This window comes from Algoriphagus sp. 4150 (assembly GCF_031457395.1).
GTDB lineage: Bacteria > Bacteroidota > Bacteroidia > Cytophagales > Cyclobacteriaceae > Algoriphagus.
This window is the reverse complement of sequence record NZ_JAVDWS010000006.1, coordinates 1-17,956: the sequence shown is the minus strand read 5'-3', so window position 1 is coordinate 17,956 and position 17,956 is coordinate 1. Positions and strand designations below refer to the sequence as shown.

The 17,956-nt window shown below is 44.9% G+C and carries 17 protein-coding genes; 15 read left to right on the top strand and 2 right to left on the bottom strand.

Going from position 1 to position 17,956, the window contains the following annotated elements:
- Positions 1-62 precede the first annotated feature (62 nt).
- Positions 63-1,205 carry an adenylate/guanylate cyclase domain-containing protein gene (locus tag J2X69_RS10180; RefSeq protein WP_310102538.1) on the top strand — a complete coding sequence of 381 codons (1,143 nt, stop codon included), beginning with the start codon at positions 63-65 and terminating at the stop codon, positions 1,203-1,205.
- 178 nt (positions 1,206-1,383) lie between these two features.
- Positions 1,384-4,011, top strand: coding sequence for a CHAT domain-containing protein (locus tag J2X69_RS10175; protein ID WP_310102535.1), 2,628 nt, complete (start codon positions 1,384-1,386; stop codon positions 4,009-4,011).
- Here J2X69_RS10175 and J2X69_RS10170 read toward each other — a convergent pair.
- Complete coding sequence (locus tag J2X69_RS10170; protein WP_310102528.1) at positions 4,008-4,715, bottom strand: hypothetical protein; 708 nt, start codon at positions 4,713-4,715, stop codon at positions 4,008-4,010. The two genes, J2X69_RS10175 and J2X69_RS10170, sit on opposite strands and share 4 nt — an antisense overlap.
- A 17-nt stretch (positions 4,716-4,732) precedes the next feature.
- Positions 4,733-5,269, bottom strand: a complete 537-nt coding sequence (locus J2X69_RS10165; RefSeq protein ID WP_310102526.1) for a sigma-70 family RNA polymerase sigma factor — start codon at positions 5,267-5,269, stop codon at positions 4,733-4,735.
- Positions 5,270-5,376: 107 nt separating this feature from the next.
- Between J2X69_RS10165 and J2X69_RS10160 the strand changes: the two genes are divergently transcribed.
- The 13 genes from J2X69_RS10160 to J2X69_RS10100 all read left to right on the top strand — a co-directional run bounded on the left by J2X69_RS10160 (position 5,377) and on the right by J2X69_RS10100 (position 17,899).
- Positions 5,377-6,726, top strand: coding sequence for an OmpA family protein (locus J2X69_RS10160; protein WP_310102522.1), 1,350 nt, complete (start codon positions 5,377-5,379; stop codon positions 6,724-6,726).
- Entirely contained in the window at positions 6,723-7,397 is a 675-nt protein-coding gene (locus J2X69_RS10155) for a hypothetical protein (RefSeq protein WP_310102519.1), read from the top strand. Before J2X69_RS10160 ends, J2X69_RS10155 begins: the two co-directional genes overlap by 4 nt.
- A 112-nt stretch (positions 7,398-7,509) precedes the next feature.
- Positions 7,510-8,598 carry a hypothetical protein gene (locus tag J2X69_RS10150; protein ID WP_310102516.1) on the top strand — a complete coding sequence of 363 codons (1,089 nt, stop codon included), beginning with the start codon at positions 7,510-7,512 and terminating at the stop codon, positions 8,596-8,598.
- A gap of 88 nt (positions 8,599-8,686) precedes the next feature.
- Positions 8,687-9,499, top strand: a complete 813-nt coding sequence (locus J2X69_RS10145) for a hypothetical protein (protein ID WP_310102513.1) — start codon at positions 8,687-8,689, stop codon at positions 9,497-9,499.
- 20 nt (positions 9,500-9,519) lie between these two features.
- Positions 9,520-9,888: a hypothetical protein gene (locus J2X69_RS10140; protein ID WP_310102510.1), complete on the top strand. Its 369-nt coding sequence runs from the start codon at positions 9,520-9,522 to the stop codon at positions 9,886-9,888.
- A gap of 12 nt (positions 9,889-9,900) precedes the next feature.
- A complete protein-coding gene (locus J2X69_RS10135; RefSeq protein ID WP_310102507.1) occupies positions 9,901-10,536 on the top strand; it encodes a hypothetical protein in 636 nt (211 codons plus the stop codon).
- Positions 10,533-11,282, top strand: coding sequence for a hypothetical protein (locus tag J2X69_RS10130; protein WP_310102504.1), 750 nt, complete (start codon positions 10,533-10,535; stop codon positions 11,280-11,282). Before J2X69_RS10135 ends, J2X69_RS10130 begins: the two co-directional genes overlap by 4 nt.
- On the top strand, positions 11,269-12,657 hold the full coding sequence (locus J2X69_RS10125; RefSeq protein ID WP_310102501.1) for a hypothetical protein: 1,389 nt from the start codon (positions 11,269-11,271) through the stop codon (positions 12,655-12,657). The genes J2X69_RS10130 and J2X69_RS10125 overlap by 14 nt, the downstream gene beginning before the upstream one ends.
- Positions 12,658-12,999: 342 nt before the next feature.
- The gene (locus J2X69_RS10120; protein ID WP_310102498.1) at positions 13,000-13,827 is read left to right on the top strand and encodes an AraC family transcriptional regulator; all 828 of its coding nucleotides are present in this window, start codon (positions 13,000-13,002) and stop codon (positions 13,825-13,827) included.
- 110 nt (positions 13,828-13,937) lie between these two features.
- Positions 13,938-14,711, top strand: a complete 774-nt coding sequence (locus J2X69_RS10115) for a sulfite exporter TauE/SafE family protein (protein ID WP_310102495.1) — start codon at positions 13,938-13,940, stop codon at positions 14,709-14,711.
- 14 nt (positions 14,712-14,725) lie between these two features.
- Positions 14,726-16,117: a TolC family protein gene (locus tag J2X69_RS10110; RefSeq protein WP_310102491.1), complete on the top strand. Its 1,392-nt coding sequence runs from the start codon at positions 14,726-14,728 to the stop codon at positions 16,115-16,117.
- A gap of 156 nt (positions 16,118-16,273) precedes the next feature.
- Complete coding sequence (locus J2X69_RS10105; protein WP_310102488.1) at positions 16,274-16,627, top strand: four helix bundle protein; 354 nt, start codon at positions 16,274-16,276, stop codon at positions 16,625-16,627.
- 201 nt (positions 16,628-16,828) lie between these two features.
- Positions 16,829-17,899 carry an efflux RND transporter permease subunit gene (locus tag J2X69_RS10100; protein WP_310102484.1) on the top strand — a complete coding sequence of 357 codons (1,071 nt, stop codon included), beginning with the start codon at positions 16,829-16,831 and terminating at the stop codon, positions 17,897-17,899.
- Positions 17,900-17,956: the final 57 nt, after the last annotated feature.

The following is a 17,956-nucleotide window of genomic DNA, read 5'->3' as shown; positions in this document are numbered from 1 at the left end:
AGGAGAATGGTTTTTTTAGTTAATTCATCATCCCTATTCAACTTATCCTTAACCTGATTAACATGTCGCAGCGATTCGAATACACAACTTTGGCGCAGAGCTTTACCGCCAGATTTCCGCTAGTGGCGTACGTGGGTACTCAGGTAACTTATTGGACTATTGCCAACCTTCTACTTATCACTATTGTCAATCTACTGTCGCAAATAATAGCGGCACAATACAAGCTTCCGGTACCGGTAAGTCCCGGCTCCCTGATGTTGGTGGCTGTAATCTTGGGGATTATCTGTGGAGTCAGCTTTGGGGTATCTGATTATTATCTTGACCGAAAATTCTTCAGGAAGTTACCTCTGGGGAAAGTAATTCTTATCAAGGCATTCGGTTCATTGGCACTTTTGTTTATTCTCTTGTTTTTGTTGCGTTTCGTGCTCTTTGGCTTCCTGATTGCGCCGTCGCTCGATGCACGTACTGCCATGTTGAGCGAAGAATCCTGGAGGCTTTCGTTTTATCTGCTGTTGGTCTATTATTTCTTCATGACGCTGATCATCAATTTTGTCAATCAGGTCAACAAGAAGTATGGCCCGGGTGTGCTAGCGCCCTTGCTATTGGGTAGATACCGTGATCCTAAAGAGGAAGACAGGATTTTTATGTTTATGGATTTAAAGTCATCCACCACTAGAGCAGAGCAATTGGGACACATGAAATATAGTGCCTTTATCAGGGATTGCTTTGCGGATATCAACAAGGTACTGTTTCCGTTCAGGGCACAGGTTTATCAATATGTGGGCGACGAAATAGTGGTTACTTGGCCTATACACGAAGGTGTGAAAAACCACTTCTGTATCCGGTTTTATTTTGCCTGCAGTAAACAGTTCCGGAAGAGAGCGGAGTATTATAAACTAAATTATGGCCAGCTGCCGGAGTTCAAAGCAGGTGTACATATGGGCAAGGTAACCGCCGTGGAAATAGGCGAAATAAAAAAAGACATTGCCTATCACGGTGATACGTTAAATACAGCTGCCCGGATACAGGGAGTGTGTAATGGGTACAAAAAAGATCTTATCATTTCTGAGTATGTACTGGACGGAATTGGGATGGATCCGTGTATGAAAGTCGAAATGCTCGGAATGATTCTCCTGAGAGGGAAAACAGAAAAAATAGGGATTGTAAGTGTGGATTGGGTTGAATCGGGAGAAAAAACCTCTTAACTGTAGCCCACGAAATCACATATGCTCACCGTTTTTTGAATGTTCTTGTTAAATTGAATTTCGGTTTTTTTTGATAGCGAGCCGTATGTAATTCAATCGAATGATTGATGTAATCCGCCATTTGCCCTAGTGTCACAAATTCTCACGATATTGATCTACTTAAATTAACCCACTCTCTGTGCCTGTATGGATTTGGACGTTTCTGTTTCTTTGTGCCTTGTCGGCCCCATCGCATGCAGGCGAAGCAATGGATCATGCTGTCTATTCCCTTACTGATGTAGATCGCACAGAGGCTAGGCAAGCTATCCAAAAGATAGAGGAGTTGGTAGCTGCTGATAACATGGAAGAAGCGGCTAAGTATTGTCGGGTTTTATTCGAACATAACCAATTCCAATCCTACACCGACGACGAAGAAATAGAACTCTATCTTCTTTACCTAAAGATTCTGAACCAAAGTGAGGAGTACGAAAATGCAAGGGAAATAGCAGACCGGTTGTTCGAAAAACACGAAAATAGCCTTGAGAATTATCCCCGGCATTACAGAGACGCCTACTACGAAAAGGCCTATACGGCATCTGGATTGCACAATCAAAAACTGGAGATAGAATGCACGCAAAAAGCCCTGTCTGTGATGGAAAACACACCACAGCTATTTACTCCAAATGACTTCATCCAGATCTACAATGACCTTTATTATTATCAGATCAACTATGATGATAACAAAGGTATGACGACGACTTACCGGAAACATCGGAATTTTTTTGACAAAGAGAAATTGGAGTTGACATCAGAAGCCTACGCATATGCACGTCGGGTACTTCGAAAAATGGAAATCCAAGAAGCGCTTAACCAAGGACAGCCGATACGGGCACAAGAGATTTTGAACGAATTTTTGAATGAGGTATCCGGGGATCTCAACAAAGACGAAATCCAGTATCTTAACTCCTGTTATTCTAGTATCAACAGCTACTATTATTTTGCTCAACGATATCCCGAAGCAATTGAATTTGGCTGGAAATATCTTGAATTTGCCCAGCAGACCAACGATAGTTGGAACATCATGCTGGCTTATTCCAAAATAGGAACTTCGCATTTGCAAATGGGGGATTACATGCAATCCATGCACTATACAGAGCTGTCTATGCAGGCATTTCCCTTTGGGAAGTTCAATGCAAGTCTGTTTGCGCTACAAATAATCAAAGCAAGTTGCCTCTCCGGTTTGGGACAACACCAAGAGGCTGTTCAATTGGCTGAGGAGACCCTAGAACAGATTCTCTCCCGGCGATTGGATAGAAAAGCTACTGTTTTTGACTTTGAAATAGACGAAATCAAAGACCTAAACTCCCATAATTACATCAATATTTTCGCTATAGCCGGACTGTTGTTTGTAGATAAATACAAGAGCGATCGCAACCCGGAAGATCTTGCCAAAGCCGAAAAGATACTTCGTACCTCTTCAGAGATGTTTAGGGAATTTTATCTCAAGGGCGAGTACAACCAGACGTTGTACAGTCTCCATACCAAAAACACGGAGGGATTGCTGTACATAGCTACTGAAAAATATGCCTCGGGATCTTCGGATCTGGTGTCCATTCTCAATCTCATTGAAGAAAACGCATCCAAGCATCTGTATAAGAATTACCTGAGGAAATCAGGTGAGGATACAGGAAAGGAAGGTCATTTGAGCATCGACAATACGGGCGATCTCATGACTCAGGTACAGCAGTACATCGGCGATAGTGAACAAATACTCAAATACTATGTGCTCAACGGACATGTCTACAGAGCTAGCATCAGCAAAAGTGAAATATCCTTGGAACCTGTAGGGAATACCGGAGAAGTTAAGCAGGAGTTGTTGGGCTATTTACAACAAATAAAGGATCGTAAACGCACACATAAGCAGTATGCCCCGCACCTTATTCAAACCTTGCTCCCCAATGACCTGAACAGGAAAATCATCGTTATTTCGGATAATTTTCTCAATTATCTGCCATTTGAAGCTTTGTATGACAGACAATCGAATAAGTATATGGTCGAACTGCATGAGTTTTCCTATTCATATTCGTTGGCAATGTGGCTGTTGCAACGCAAAGGAGCAAAGCCTTTGAAAACCACATCTTCCATTGTTTTCAATCCCGACTATGAAAAAGGGGTAACCTATCAGGGCGGGCTGTTGTCCCCGTTGCCCTATTCTCATACCGAGGCACAGCAGATCGGGCGAATGCTGGGTTCAGAGATCATCGGGCATAAAGTCCGCAAGCAGGACGTGGTAAGCCGTCTCAATGACTTTGGGCTATATCATTTTTCAATGCATGCCTATATGGATGAAGAGGATTTCAACAAGTCTTGTCTGTTATTCAGTGAAGGAGAACCTCTCTTTTTTGAAGAGCTGTATCACATGGATGTACCTGCTAATATGGTGGTGCTGGGAGCCTGCAATACCGGGAATGGCGAATGGAAAAACGGGGATGGTATTATGAGTCTTTCTATGGCATTCAGTTTTGCGGGGACACGGTCCAGCGTGTATAGTTTATGGCCAGTACCTGATGCCGAAACGGCAGAAATTCTGGGGTATTTTTATAAGAATCTAAAGAATGGCTACACTAAGGACAAAGCACTAGCCGAAGCGAAACAAGAGTTTATTCACGAAAATCCAATAAAATCTCACCCGTTCTTTTGGGCCGGCTTTATCGTTAATGGCGATACTTCGCCGCTTTTTCATGAAGCAAAGATGTCATGGATTGTTGGAGCTTTCCTATGTGCAGTGCTATTGGGTCTGATAATCGTAAAGGCTTACAAGCTTTAGTCTTGTAGCTTCCTTCTCAACGTGATTACTTTGTCTCTCAAGTTGAAATCGGCATCCTTTTCAAGTTCTGTCAGGGTACGTATGGCCTCTTCTTTTCGGTCTAATTGTAGTAGATTAAGTGCCTTATACCAAAGCATAAAGGGTTCCAAATCACTTCCCGAAATATCCAAGCTGTCAAAAATAGCCGCGGCTTCGTCATATTCGCCTAATTCCATCTCGCTTAGCGCCGCATAAAAGAGCCCTTCTGCATCCGTAGATTCGGATAAAAAGTCTGCGGCCTCCCGATAGCTTCCTTCATCATAAGCCCGAAAGGCTTGTGTACGCTCGTCTAGGCCATTTTCTCCCCTGACCAGCGGTTGTACCATATTGGGGAATGTTTCATAATATTTGCCATACAGCTTATTGTTCGCTTGCTCTTGGTTATACCACCAGATAGTCACTATTCCCATCAAAAGAAATGCCGCAGCTATTGAAAATCTTTTGCGAATAGTGGGTTTTGGCCTCTTTTGCTCTTGCTCAAACGCTAGGAGCTTTCGTTTGATTTTAGCTCTTTCTTCTTGACGTATTGCCTGCTTTAGCCGATTTCTAGAAGCTACTTCTTCTGCAAACCCCGGGTCTTCGGACAGTAATTTTTCAAATTCCAATTGCTCGGATTCGTCAAGCGTCCCTTCAAAATAAGCGATTATAAGACTCTCTCTATCCATATTAATTTGTGTTTCTCTTACTTTTTAGACAGCGATTCTTTTAGCTGTCTTAGACAACGGGACTTCTGGCTTTTGAGTACATCCTTGTTTTCGTAGCCCATTAATTTCTGTATTTCGTCGAGTTTTTTTTGCTCGTAATAAAATAAGGTTAACACCTCTCTACACTTGTCTCCCAAGGCCAGGAATGCCTGACGCAAAAGAGGTATCCGCTCGTCTTGCTCATCTTCTTCTATTCCGTGACCGGACAATTCTTTGGGTAGTTCCTGCAAAGGAATCTCCCGTCTATTCTTTTTCAGACGGGCATATATTTTATACTTGCCTACAGCAAAAATATAGGTGGATATCATGCTTTGTAGCTCGTCCAGATGCCCTTTTCTGGCATTTTCGCAAAATGCCACCACGGTATCCTGATATACGTCCAGTACGTCATCATGACCGAGTCCGAATCTAACGGAAAAGTCGATAAATCCTTGCTTATGGGTATTGTACACTTGGCGTAACGCCTCGTCATCATGTTCCTTTATACGATTTATTATAAGCTGCTCTTGGGTCATTAGTATATTAATCGGTTAAAAAGTAAACAAAGCTAAAAAAATAATTATTTGATGTTTACTTTTTCTTTCTCTCATACACTAACCGCTTCAATACAAAGTATGAAGCCATGGAAAATCAAAAAATCTATAGTATGAGAATAGCAATCACTGTCTTATTATTATCCTTTTTTGGAGCTGTTTCTGAAGCACAGGTTTGGGACAAAACACGCGACCGTACCAAAGAAAAAACACAAGAACGCACAGAGCGTAATGCCGAAGAAGGCATAGATAGAGGTCTTGATAAAATTGAAGATGGAATCAAAAACATTTTTAAAAAGAAAGACAAAAAGTCTAAAAGTGACCAGGACGGGACAAATGCATCAGGAGCCCACAGTACAGGGCCTAACGACACAAAAACCGATGGACAGGGCAATACCGATTATTCGGCGTTTAAAAACTTTGATTTTATACCCGGCGAGAACATACTCTTCTTTGATGATTTTTCAAACGGCCTGAACCTGTGGAATAGAGTGACTTGGGACGAGGGGGAAGAGAAACACAAAGGGATGGTTACAACTTCCGGTGTTGCGCCGGGCAATTGGTATTACATGCCGCGCAAAGGGATGACTGCCCCAAAATCCTTAGGAGCACTCCCCAATCAATTCACCCTTGAATTTGATTTTTTCTATGATGAAAATCACACAGAACATGAAGGAGGAATAAACACGATGTTTGTCAAGGAAAACGGTTTTGACATCAATAACTACGATTTTTATTTTGAAAGAAATACAAGGCTTGGTCTTGATATTCATCCTGCAGGCAAGAATCTATACTTGAAAGGCTGGAGAGAATATGGATATAGCGACGGAATTGACGGTGGGGAATGGATTTTAAGAGAACTGATAGAGAATTATTTAAAAACCAACCAAGTGTATAGGATGTCCATTTCTAGAAATGGTTCTCATGTAAAGCTTTATATCAATCAGGACAAGGTTATCGATTTACCAAATGCGTTTCCGGCAAATGAAAGCTACACGTTTATGTTGGGCAACAATTCCTGGATATCAGGCTTATACGTCAGTAATGTACGGCTCGCCACAGGTGCGCCCCAACCTGCCAAAGAAATCAGGGAGAACAAAGCATTTATCACCCAAAACATACACTTTGATGTCAATTCAGACATTATCAAGGCAAATTCTTACCAGATACTCAATGAGATCGCACAATCCTTAAAACAGGTAAGCAGTACCATTCTCATCGTAGGGCACACCGACAGCGACGGCAGTGCAGAACACAACCTGACACTATCGCAAAAAAGGGCGGCTTCCGTTAAGCGGGCTTTGGTGAATGAGTTTGGATTGGATGCTAACCGGCTTATTACCGATGGTAAAGGGTTGACCCAACCGCTGAACGGCAACCGAAACGCATCCGAAAAAGCAGAAAACAGAAGAGTGGAATTTATACAGCAAAACCAATGATTCGTCTTCGGATAACAGTAGCAGTATTGATGCTCATAGTACTGAGTGTCTCCTGTCGTCCTGATGGTGGGTCGAAGAAGTTAGACATTCCGGCGGAATTCGATGAAATAGTGCTCTTAGCGCGCCGGTCTAACCTGAGCTTCCTCATACCACCGGCTGAATTAGCGACACTCCTGGGGAAAGATCGGGAGCAAATTATCCGGCACCGGAAAAATTATGATCCGGACGCAAGCAGGCATGCCACAGTTTTTAGCTGGCCATCTGGTCAGACCGTCAGCATGGAGGGAATAGGCGATGAGATGGAGGTATTCCATTCCGTCAGTGTGGGCTATGTGCGAGAGATGACGGAAGCGGAGTTCGGACAGCGTTACGGAGAGGGCAAGGCCCTGGAGCAGGACATCGATGCCCTATCCACCAATCCTGATGTGGATGCCGATATTGCAGTAGAAGAAGTGGCTTATCTGGCCGAACAGGCGAAATCCGTAACCTACGAGCAGGTGGATCATATCGGTTTGCCGGCCTACTGGGAGATGCCCGCGCAAGCGCTCCATATCCATACAGGCGGTGCAAGCGTGACAGTGGCCATCAACATGGGCGATAATGAGCAGAAGAACAAAGGCATGGCTATTCAGGTAGCTAATCTATTGTTAGCTGGAGCCGCCAAGCATTAATATTTCTAATAAAAAAGACGATAAAATCGAGCATGACGAAGGCGACACACAGTGGGATGATTATTTACCATGCGAGATTCCATCTGACCATTAAAAATCAAAATATAAACAGATGAAATCGATAGTGATTTTTGCCTTGTTGCTCCTGACGTTAAGCACGGCACGGGCCAATGAAAGTACCCATCGGTACCCTGACAGAAGTATCATGATGGCTACCTGTGTCGAAGGACATGGCTGCACGTTTCAGCTGAGTGCTGTCACACGATCGGATTTGGACATCGTCCATGGAACCGAGGAGGGATATTACTCCAACCTACCCGCGCATGCCATCATGGTCAGTGCGAAAACCAAGCGAGGAATTAAAGACTACGTAGAAACTAGGTACACCCGTGGTCAGCTCGACAAGCTCTACGGCGGGGATGGCTATACAATGATCTATCTTTTTGACCCGCACATACAGCCGCTGGACGGCGAATGGGTAGGTGAAGTCGGACAAGTCACCTCCAGTGCCTGTTTTGTAGATGTGACAGCTTATATTTCCCGTTTCTCGGGCACAAGAGAAGGCGGAGTTATCACTTTTCCAAAGCCATTTCAGGCACGTTTTCTCATGGATAATCCCAATGTCAAATGGCTAAAGATTTCGGCAAATAAGTATAGGGGGCTTCTAAATTTCGGGCAGTCGGGCGGACCGATGACGATGACCTATGATGCAGAGATTGTAAACGATAAGCTGATAAGCGGTATGGGGAAGGGTACCATCCGCGTCCCTACCAAGGAGCCCTGTCATATCCGGATTCCGGTGACCTTTCGTTTCATAAAACCCAATCAGGAGCAGGAAGAGGATGACGATCAGGAGGATGATCCCTGGGAGACCGACGATGATCTGCTGCCGGTCAATCCTAAAGGAGACAAAGACGAGTTGTTGCCTACCGATCGCAAGAAGAGTAATCCACTACCTGCAAAACCGAAAACTGATGTGCCGCTACTCGACGATGCCGATGACGAGCTACTGCCTGTAAACCCGAAACCCAAGGGGGACGAGTTGCTGCCTACCGACAGCAAGAACAGTCATCCGCCAGCTACAAAACCGAAGACTGATGTGCCGCGTCTCGATGACGTCGATGATGACCTGCTGCCTGTAAACCCGAAACCCAAAGGAGACGAGCTGTTGCCGATCAAACCGAAACCGACGCAAGAATAATTTGCCGTATAGGAATCCCTCGCAATGGAAAGAGAACAATAAGGTGAAAATAAGCAACAAAAAAATCACTTAACATACCATTACAATCATGAACACCAGAAATAGTTTAACAATCAAGAATCTCTGGCTGGCAGTCGGCTGCTGCTCCATCATTTTATTGGCATCATGCGGCGGCGAAAGCGAACAAAAATCCGGTAAGACGGGGGGCATAGATATGGAAGGAGCCCTGTCGAAAATAGAAAGCCGCCGAAAAGCTGATCCCAACGCATCAGGAGGAAATAAATGTCTGTTGGGTTATGCCGACCGTTTCGACGAACTGCTGACCGAAGCGGAAGTGCTGGAAGCCACCGGCTTTTCGACCGACGTGATGGAAGTCAAATATTCGAAAACAATTAGTGACGTAGCATTCCACGGTCTCAATTACCAATTTGACAATAAACGGGAAAGAACCATTGCTGGCTATACCATGCCATTCAAGGACAACGTGCAACTCCAACGCATCAAACCGATGTCGCTCACGCAGTTCAAAAATGAGTACCGGGCCATTACTGAAGAAGAGGATCAGGCGGTAAAAGGCATCATTGATGATGTAGCCGACGGGAATGTCTCCGGAGCCGATGCCAAGGAAGCCAAGGATCAGTTGGATGCCAGCGGGGTGGACAAGGAAACGGCAAAAGATGCCATGGGTTCATTGGCGGAAGCATTCAAGGAAATAAGTAAGGGATATCGCAATGTGGACGGCTTGGGCGATGCCGCAGTATGGAATCTGGCAGAAAAGTCGCTCACCGTATTGGACAATGGGGTGCAGTTCGAGGTACAAGTAGATGCCAAAAGCAGCCCCGATGAAGACAAGGCCATTGCCATTGCACTGGCCAAGAAGATTTTGAACAAGTGTAACTAACAAACAAAAACATACATTTTATGGATTCCCAACAATCTCCCCATGATCTGACCTCTGCTTCAGGCAAGGCAGAAGAGGTAGCTGACAAATCTACCGCAATCATTGCCTACATCACACTGGTAGGGTTGATCATTGCATTCGTGATGAATAATGAGAAGAAGCAACCCTTTGCCTCTTTCCATATTCGCCAGAGTCTTGGTATTGTTTTGACGGGCGTTGCCCTGGGCTTTATCAATATCATTCCTTTTCTGGGATGGGTCATTAGTCTCCTAGGCATACTCGTCTTGATTGTACTGTGGATCCTGGGTTTGATGTCGGCCATTCAAGGTCAGGAAAAGACGCTCCCTGTGGTGGGTAAACATTTTCAGGAATGGTTTAAGTCAATCTAATCCGGGTTTATCATGAATTTTTCTATACGAATTCCGCTGCTGGCACTGATTGTAACCACTTTGATCTCCTGTTCGGAAAAGAAGCTGAAGGAAACTATTACTTCTAAAATGAAAAGTGCCCTGTCCGAACAGTTGGGAGTGGATTTGGATGTAGAAGGAATTGATAACATCGACAAAAACAAGGTCAACATCGCACTCCGGGGCGGAGACCTAGAAAATTTTGTCGGCGATGCATTCGTGGCGGGGATGGGTATCCTGAACGATGAGGGGATCACCTTTGTGGCGAGTACCGAGACAGGCAAGATTCTACTCAGTTTTCTTGGCGAGGATCTTTTTTCCCAACATCCAATACAAGGCCATTTCGGGGACAGTGACAACTCCGTCGTGGTTGCCCAATTCACGGCATTTCGCACAAACACCGATTCGGATATGAGCTATTTGGATCAAAGCAGAAGCGCATTTGAAGGTACTGCCATTATCCGAAAGTTCACCGAAGACTACGTCGAGCTCGAGGTGGACGGGAAAATCGGGAAAGTCCACGAAATAGAGCAGCCCGAAAACTGGACCTCTTTCAGCGGAAAGGTAACGCTATCCTATCCTATATGGCAGATGAACGGTATGGATAAGACACAAGTCTTTGGAAGATGACGGCTAAGCTTTCTATCGGATTTATCTTACCGGCCATTTTGGCCTGTGGGATTGGTGCTTATGCGCTGAAGCCGATGACGACTGTTTCCTCCGACATACAGAAAGAGACGTATTTTTTTCGCCAAGCTTGGGTGTGGAGCTTCCGCAATGAATGGATTCCCGAAGGCGAATTTGGGAGTGAAGGAGAAATGACTGTGTATTATGATCCAGATAGCAAAAGCTGGCTTTTCACTGCCGAATCGTATGGCATCACAGACGAGATGGCTGAATGGATTATAGCCCCTTCGCAGGATATATATATCAGCGCCTATCAGGATGAGTTCGGCAATAAGCACCTCTATCGGGACACCCTGGACATGGAATCCAGGCAACCTGTTGAAGAAGCGCTTTTTTCCTCAAATGGGAATGAATACCTCATTGCGCTGGACAGCACCCGGGTATTCGGCACCAACAGCTATGGGTGGCCGACCATTACCGCTACGGCCTACGCCTATAAAAGTGACGTGAGTTCCTTGGCAGCGGTCTGTTTCCTGGCGGAAACTGAGCTGGATTTCAGTCCGCTATACCTGTTCAACAGCCGGTCGGGCGATGCCAGGCTACCCATCCACTTCCCACAAGACATGCCGGGAAACCGGATAGTAGCCCAGGAGATAACCCGGGATGCGGGCAGAACCGTTTTCTACCGGCTCGAAGCCATATCGGATACTGAATATCACATTAATTTCAAAGACTATGAACGCAAGTAAACTATTCGCCCTGATGGCAGGGCTATGCATGATGACATGGGGAAGCTGCGGAACGGTATCTGCACAACAAACCCAAAAAACGAATAGCGTAAGACTTGATGACGGTGCCAAGCCGACTCCTATTCGTCTCTTTGATGATCTCGATCCCTCCGAATTGCGGGATCGGAACTTCCCGGACTCCCGGAGGCCCAAAACGCCCAATGCCGGCTCCCGGACTTTGGAAGAGATAACTATGGACGGCCCCTTCACATTCGACCGGAAAATCAGCTTCCTCGTAAGCGGCGCTGATGGTAGCTTCAATTCCTACTTTTACCTCAACACCCAAACAGGGTACTCCATGATGGATGCCCAGGCTCATAAGCAGTGGATACCCACCGGAGAAGGCAAAACAGTGCAGATTATGACCCATACCGGCGATTTTTACTCGTACATCGATTCCAGGGAAGGAAAATACAGCATGAAGATGAGCAGTGGATTTGACGGACTCGACATCATGTTGATGGCAAACTCATTGGAGCAGGAGGGCTTCAGAAGGACCGGAAAAAAAGTTAACAAAGGTTCGGGCGTACCCTTTACCCGGGCGGAATACAGCGGCAAGGATTCCGATGGCAATGCCGTATCCTTATGGCTTTCCGACCCGCTCGACATCCGGCTGGACAACAACAAAACATACCTCCTTACCGGACACTTCGGATTGGGCTACTTTACTGACCGGAAAACCCTTCAGAATTATATGGTTACCGGAATAGAGTCCAAAGATGGCAGCATCTTTATAACTGCCAACGAGAAATCTAACGCCTCCTTTTCCGGAAAAGGCTATACCACCATGGGCGATTTGATGATGGGCGGCATGACAGGGCAGAGCGATTATATGGCGGAGCGAATGCAGGCAGCAGAGGTTGAGATTGCCCAAATCGAAGACCCGCAGCTCAGGGCATTGGCTAAAAAAGAGTTGGAGCAGATGAGCGGATTGGCAGGAGCCATGGGCAATACCGCAAAAAAGGTAGGTGAGACCAATGACCTGCGGCATCTGGGAGTGGGTATGGAGCAGATGAGCGAGGAGTACAGCGCATTTGCACACATGCTGCTACAAAGCCGGCAAGGCATTCGTCAGCTGGAACTCAACATCGTGGAACTGAAAAAAATGAGCGACGATGAATATGCCCGTGCCGAGATCAAAAAGAACAACTGCCTGATCAGTTGCAACGAACGCAAAGTAACACTCTTAAACCGGGCGGTCGAACTTGAAGACAGGATCAGAAGACAATACAAAAAAGACGATGACGATGACAAGCGGGATGAAGACCTGGGAAAACTGTACGAAGAAACCCTTTCGGAACTGAATAGAATAGCTGATTGTGGCTGCAATGACTGATTTTCAGTACATAACGTGGTAAAGCTGTGTTCATCAAGGAGGTGTCAGTCGCTCGGAAATGTTGGTTACTACCTGATTTGCCAGAGACAAAGTGTATATGGATTCTGGATGGCATGCGGAAAATACACCCAACAAGTAACTTAATCAGCTGAAAACTAAAGAGTGCCGGAAAAGGATGATATTGGGAAATGCGTCATCGTGCTTCGGATTTTACAGTATGCGATCAGAGAACTCTGCCACCTAAAGCAATTTCGTCTGCAATAGCACTTTAAAATTCCTAACTTCAGGTTTATGCTACCGTAAGTAACAAGATTACCTTAAAACCGAAGCATATCCCTGTCAATGAGAAGACAAGAAATTGCCCTAAAAAACAAGTTGGAATTTGGGGAGCTATTTAAAGTTTCCCGGTTCAAAGAGGCTATTAAAAGAACCAAGCCCCATACCCATGATGGCTATTATGAATTGATCCTTATCAAGGAAGGGAAGGGGTTTCATCTTGTTGAGACTGAAAACTTTCCGGTGACTGTACCGGAGTTGTATTTTCTTAAACCGGACCAGCTTCATTGTTGGCAATTTACCGCTATTCCCAAAGGCTTTGTTTTGCTCTTCAAGGAGGCTTTTTTCGACCCGCTTACAGAAGCTCCCATACTTGATTTGATTAGGAATCTCAATCCCATTTCCCGCGTTTCTTTGCAGGGGGACTATGATCCTTCCTTTCTCTTCGAAGAAATTCTTCGGGAATACAACGAGCCCAATGAGTACGCTATCCATACCATCACAGGGCATCTGCGCTCCATTTTTTCCAAGATTTTGCAACTGTCAAATCTGAATGATGACAAGAAAGTAAAGAATAATCTGAATGACCGGTTTATGCAGTTGTTGCCGATAAAATGTCCCGAATTCCATAAGGTCAATCAGTTTGCGGAACTACTTCATACCACTCCCCAGAACCTGAATGCAGCTTGTAGAAAACATACTTCTAAAAGTGCCAGTGAGCATATTGTTGACCAAATGATACTGGAAGCAAAGAGATACATTTTGCACACCGACTTGAACATCGGTGAAATAACAGATGCACTTCATTTCAATGATTCATCTTATTTCGTGAAATTCTTCAAAAAACAGGAGGGGATTACCCCTTTTCAGTTCCGGGAGAAATATTTTCAATAACACCATTTTCGCATCGAATTTCACCATGTGATATAGGCTAAGTGGGGATATTTTTGTCTTGGCTCAAGTTCTTGACCGGATAATTATTTTCATTTTCTAGTTGCCTGCATGTGGAAATTATAATCATATCACTGGCGGCATTTATCACCGCAGTGCTTACATTCTTTTCCGGCTTTGGCTTGGGGACTATACTCACACCGGTGTTTGTGCTGTTTTTCCCCATAGACTTGGCTATAGCTCTTACGGGGGTAGTGCATTTTTTCAATAATGTCTTCAAACTTGTGCTGGTCGGGAAAAATGCCGACAAGAAAGTACTCATCCGGTTTGGCATTCCTGCAGTTTTGGCAGCCATTATAGGGGCTCTGATATTGCTTAATATCACTGATTTGGAACCTCTTTTTACCTATCAGTTGGCTGGAAATACGTTCGAGGTTACTCCGGTGAAATTTATCATCAGCATTATTCTGATCTTTTTCTCCATTATCGAAATCCTCCCCTTTTTCGAAAAACTGGAGTTTGGTAGCAGCAAACTGCCACTAGGCGGTGTGCTCAGTGGGTTTTTCGGAGGACTTTCCGGTCATCAGGGAGCTTTGCGTAGCGCTTTCCTGATCAAGGCGGGCTTGTCAAAAGAAGCTTTTATAGGTACTTCGGTAGTCATCGCATGCTTTATTGACTTTACACGCTTAGCTGTATATGCTTCCCGCTTTGGGCAGTCCGGGCTGGGAGATAATCTCACCTTGGTCATTTGCGCTACCCTTTCTGCAATAGCCGGCGCTTACCTGGGGAATAAACTCTTGAAAAAAATCACCCTGAAATTCCTGCAACAGCTGGTGGCAATTATGCTCCTGCTCATTTCCATTGCGCTGGGAGCCGGATTCATCTAAAAACTCATGATTAAATGATACGAAACAGAAAAACGCTTCTTAGGTGCTTCAGCACTTCACTTCTATCAGGTGTGATGTTGCTTTTTCCGGGGTGGACGTATGCGCAAAGCGAGCTAAGATCTTTGATGGAGTTGGCAGAGAAAAATTACCCGCTTATAGCGGCAAAGCAGGCAGAGGCGGAAGCCGGTGAAGCGAGTGCCCGATTGGAAAAGAATACGCTAATGCCCTCACTGGATGCGGCCTATCAGGCGAATTACGCCACTTACAACAACATCACCGGAATGAACCTCCCCGGCCAATTAATCCCAATAAGCGGGCCACCGTCCTCGGACAATTTTGGCGCAGTACCGGGTTCGGCTGCCAGCTTACTGATGAAGTGGTCACCCTTTACGTTTGGACAGCGTGCCGCTTCGGTAGATTATTACCAAAATCACTATGAGAAGCAGTTGGCCGCTGTGGAGGATGAAGTACTGAAAGTGAAATTTCAGGTAGCCTTGCTTTACCTGGAAATGGCCACCACGCAGGAGCTTATCAAAGCCTATGAAAAAAACATCGAACGGAATGAGTTTAATACTTCCCGGATCGGATTTCTGGTCGATGCGGGGTTGAGGCCGGCTGTGGACAGCTTGAAATTTAGAGGAGAGCTTTCAAAAGCCAAAACCGAACTCTATCAATTGCAGAACTTACGGGAATCCCAAGAATATCAATTGCAGGAATTGGTGGTTTCGGAAGGTCTTACCGGAATCACCACCGACTCGGCATTTTTCAAAAATCTCCCCGAAAATGCCGACTGGCTGATGTCTTCTGATTCTTTGACGAATCCTAGACTCAAGATGGCTCAAATGAATTTGCTGGCTGAACAGGCTCGGCTCAAGCAGATCAACCGGTCGTGGACACCAAATCTGGAGGTTTGGGGTACCACTTATGCCAGGGCTTCCGGGATCGGGTTTGACGGAACTGTCGATCAAGCTGAGGGATTTTCTTTCAGTAGATATAATTATGGAGTTGGTCTTCAATTGGTACTCCCAATTCTGAATCTCACCAATGTCAAAATCAAAAGCAGCAGACAAAGAGCCATTGCCCGCTCATCTCAAGAGTATCTGACCCGGACAGAGATCGCGCTGAAAAGAGAGGAAAATATAGTCATGAATGATCTGCGTACTTCATTGCTGATCGCAAAGGAAGTCCCCACCGAATACAAGGCGGCAGAATCTGCATTCAATGCACTGCAGGTGCGCTACAATGAGGGATTGATCAATTATACCGATTTGATCCAGGCACAATACGATCTCCTAAATGCGGAAGCAAAACTGAAAAGTGCCTATGCCTCTACTTGGAAAGCCTTGCTCAGTCTCGCCGTCATCCGGGGGGATTTGGATATTTTTCTTAATGAGTTAGGGGGTTAAAAATGAAGAACTAAAAGTTAAAAACTAATAGTTAATAGTGATAAGCTGCCTAAATAGTTAAAAGTGATAAGTTGAAAATTAAGAGTAAGAAGAGAATAGTGAAAAACGTAAAGTGAAGAACTAAAAGAGAATAGTGAATAACTAATATGTGGAAAAATGAAAAAGGAATCCATTCTAAGAAATAAAAGCTATGCGTTTGCGATCCAGACAGTTCGTCTTTGTCAGGTGTTGCAATCCGATAAAAAGGAGTTTGTTCTGAGTAAACAGCTCCTGAGAAGCGGTACCGCAATAGGGGCGTTGATCAGGGAAGCTGAATTTGGTCAAAGTCGTCCGGATTTTATTCATAAAATGAGTATCTCTTTGAAAGAGGCCAATGAAACGGATTACTGGCTAGACCTGCTGAAGGATACCGATTATATCAGCGAGGAATCATTTGGGAAATTGTCACAGCCCTGCAAGGAATTGATTGCTATGCTGGTGGCTACTATAAAAACGATGAAAGGGAAGTGAAAACTATAAAATGAGCTAAGTTAAAAGTGATGAACTAATAGTTAAAAAATAATAGTGAAGAGTTAAAGACTAAAAGTTAAAAATGGAAATTCTTAAAATAGTTAAGCTATTGTTTTATAGGTTATTAGCTGCCTGGATTTTCACTTTCAACTATTCACTTCAAACTTTTAACTCTTCACTTTCAACTGTTAACTAAATAATATGAAACTAATAGAAGGAGCATTAAGTAAACCGGTTACCATTTCGGTGGCAGTGCTGGCTATTGGATTCTTTTCCTTTTTGGCCATAAGGAGCATGAAAGTGGATATTTTTCCCACCTTTGGACTGCCTACCATTTACGTGGCCCAGCCCTACGGAGGTCTTTCTCCAGAGCAGATGGAATCCTTCATCACAGGATATTATGAATATCATTTTCTCTATGTCACCGGGGTGAAAGCCGTGGAATCAAAGTCTGTACAGGGGAATGCGTTGATCAAGATCATTTTCCATGAAGGGACAGATATGAGTCAGGCTGCAGCAGAGGTGGTCGGATATGTGAACCGCTCCAGAGCATTTATGCCGCCGGGGACAGTTCCTCCTTTTATCACCCGGTTTGATGCCGGTAGTGTTCCTGTGGGGCAATTGGTGTTTTCATCCGAAACCAGGACACTGGATGAAATATCGGATCTAGCCCTTTTCAAAGTCCGTCCCATGTTTTCCACCCTTCCCGGGGTATCTGCTCCCCCTCCCTTCGGAGGAAGTGCCAAGACCGTGATCGTAAAACTGGACCCGCAAAAAGTTCAGCGCTACAATTACACCCCTGATGAGATAGTCCAGGCCTTGGCTACGGGAAATACAATTTCACCGGCAGGTAATATCAGAGTTGGCAACCAGGCACTTATTACTCCTCAAAATACGGTGGTAGAAGATGTAAAGGAACTGGAGAAAATCCCTCTGAAGCTCGGAAGCGGGGCTTCTGTTTATTTGGGAGATGTGGCCAATGTATCCATAGGAGCTGATGTCACCACGGGGTATGCTTTGATTAACGGAGCGAGATCAGTTTACATCCCGGTGACCAAACGTGCGGATGCCTCTACTTGGGAAGTGGTTCAGAATGTCAAAAAAGCCCTGCCGGACATGCAGGCAGCTGTACCCGATGACATCCGGGTTTCTTATGAATTTGACCAATCTGGATACGTTCTCAATTCCCTGGAAAGTGTCTTATTTGAAGGGGGCTTGGGGGCTATTCTCACCGTGACTCGTCCTAAAAATAGTTTACAGGTTATCGTTTAAATCCAGGTACTGATTGACTGTTTCTGCTAGTCCTTTTATTGGTTTACAAGTGTACGG

What these genes read in the sequence shown, in the direction of transcription:
- J2X69_RS10180 (WP_310102538.1), top strand. Translation starts at nt 63, where the DNA reads ATGTCGCAGCGATTCGAATACACAACTTTGGCGCAGAGCTTTACCGCC.
- J2X69_RS10170 (WP_310102528.1), bottom strand. Translation starts at nt 4,715, where the DNA reads ATGGATAGAGAGAGTCTTATAATCGCTTATTTTGAAGGGACGCTTGAC.
- J2X69_RS10165 (WP_310102526.1), bottom strand. Translation starts at nt 5,269, where the DNA reads ATGACCCAAGAGCAGCTTATAATAAATCGTATAAAGGAACATGATGAC.
- J2X69_RS10160 (WP_310102522.1), top strand. Translation starts at nt 5,377, where the DNA reads ATGGAAAATCAAAAAATCTATAGTATGAGAATAGCAATCACTGTCTTA.
- J2X69_RS10155 (WP_310102519.1), top strand. Translation starts at nt 6,723, where the DNA reads ATGATTCGTCTTCGGATAACAGTAGCAGTATTGATGCTCATAGTACTG.
- J2X69_RS10150 (WP_310102516.1), top strand. Translation starts at nt 7,510, where the DNA reads ATGAAATCGATAGTGATTTTTGCCTTGTTGCTCCTGACGTTAAGCACG.
- J2X69_RS10145 (WP_310102513.1), top strand. Translation starts at nt 8,687, where the DNA reads ATGAACACCAGAAATAGTTTAACAATCAAGAATCTCTGGCTGGCAGTC.
- J2X69_RS10140 (WP_310102510.1), top strand. Translation starts at nt 9,520, where the DNA reads ATGGATTCCCAACAATCTCCCCATGATCTGACCTCTGCTTCAGGCAAG.
- J2X69_RS10135 (WP_310102507.1), top strand. Translation starts at nt 9,901, where the DNA reads ATGAATTTTTCTATACGAATTCCGCTGCTGGCACTGATTGTAACCACT.
- J2X69_RS10130 (WP_310102504.1), top strand. Translation starts at nt 10,533, where the DNA reads ATGACGGCTAAGCTTTCTATCGGATTTATCTTACCGGCCATTTTGGCC.
- J2X69_RS10125 (WP_310102501.1), top strand. Translation starts at nt 11,269, where the DNA reads ATGAACGCAAGTAAACTATTCGCCCTGATGGCAGGGCTATGCATGATG.
- J2X69_RS10120 (WP_310102498.1), top strand. Translation starts at nt 13,000, where the DNA reads ATGAGAAGACAAGAAATTGCCCTAAAAAACAAGTTGGAATTTGGGGAG.
- J2X69_RS10110 (WP_310102491.1), top strand. Translation starts at nt 14,726, where the DNA reads ATGATACGAAACAGAAAAACGCTTCTTAGGTGCTTCAGCACTTCACTT.
- J2X69_RS10105 (WP_310102488.1), top strand. Translation starts at nt 16,274, where the DNA reads ATGAAAAAGGAATCCATTCTAAGAAATAAAAGCTATGCGTTTGCGATC.
- J2X69_RS10100 (WP_310102484.1), top strand. Translation starts at nt 16,829, where the DNA reads ATGAAACTAATAGAAGGAGCATTAAGTAAACCGGTTACCATTTCGGTG.